A 1,198-nucleotide genomic window follows, 5' to 3' on the forward strand; every position below is an offset into this window, starting at 1 on the left:
CGTTCTTTTTAGGTGCAGGCAACATCATCTTTCCACCTCTAGCGGGTCAGCTCGCGGGTGAAAACCTATTGCCAGCGATGTTCGGTTTCTTGCTAACAGCGGTAGGTCTACCTCTTATTACTATCGTTGCTATTGCTGTAGCAGGTGGATCATGGGATCACTTGACTCAAGATCTTCCGAAAAAAGCAGCAGTATTGATGGCAGCACTTATCTTCATCATTATTGGTCCTGCGTTTGCAGCGCCTCGTACAGGTCTAGTGGCTTACGAGATGGCCGTGAAGCCATTCTTTGTTGAAGCTTCTCAAGCGCACCTTACCGCGTTTTCTGTGATCTTTTTTGCGGTTGCAATGCTGTTCTCTTGGTTCCAAGGCCGTCTTATCGACTTGATCGGTAAAGTGCTGACTCCAGCGCTGTTTGTCGGTTTGATCATTCTTGCTGTTGCAGTATTCTTAGATCCTCAAGGCGATATGATTGGAGCTCGTGGTGAGTACCTAACTCAGCCACTAACCAAAGGCTTCCTTGAAGGCTACAACACCATGGATACTTTCGCATCGCTGATGTTTGGTATGTTGATGGTGGATGCACTGCGCGGCAAAGGCATCACGGAGCGTTCTGCGACGACTAAGTACCTGATTTTTGCAGGTTGTATCGCGGCGGCTGGTCTAGCATTTGTTTACATTTCGCTATTCTACCTAGGCGCTACCAGCGCAACAGTTGCTGCGGGCGCAGACAACGGTGGTCTGATTTTAAGCCAGTACGTTCAAGCGTTGTTTGGCCCTTACGGTCAAATCGTTCTTTCTGTGATTGTATTGCTAGCGTGTCTGACAACGGCTATCGGCCTGATTTCAGCATGTTCTGATTTCTTCAGCTCGAAGACATCACTGTCATACAAGCAGTGGGTTCTAATCAACGGTGCAGTATGTGCGCTAGTTGCTAACGTTGGTCTAGCGCAATTGATTTCGCTCTCTGTACCTGTACTGTTTGCCCTTTACCCAGTGGCGATTGCTTTGGTTGCTCTTACCTTTGTTCGTAGCAAACTGCCAAATCCTCGCTTTGCATACCGTGCGGTACTGCTAGTATCACTATTGTTCGCACTTGTTGATGCAGCGAAAGTTGCTGGTTTGGATGTATCTGCGTTCAACGTACTACCGCTGTTTGAAGTGGGCATGGGTTGGGTTCTTCCTACTCTGTCAGCTAT

The 1,198-nt window shown here is 48.2% G+C and carries 1 protein-coding gene; it reads left to right on the forward strand.

Going from position 1 to position 1,198, the window contains the following annotated elements:
- Positions 1-1,198 (forward strand): branched-chain amino acid transport system II carrier protein (brnQ, locus tag R7Q41_RS24155; protein WP_318144723.1); only part of this gene is annotated, 1,198 nt, incomplete at both ends.

This window comes from Vibrio sp. 2096 (assembly GCF_033339595.1).
Taxonomy (GTDB): Bacteria; Pseudomonadota; Gammaproteobacteria; order Enterobacterales; family Vibrionaceae; genus Vibrio; species Vibrio alginolyticus.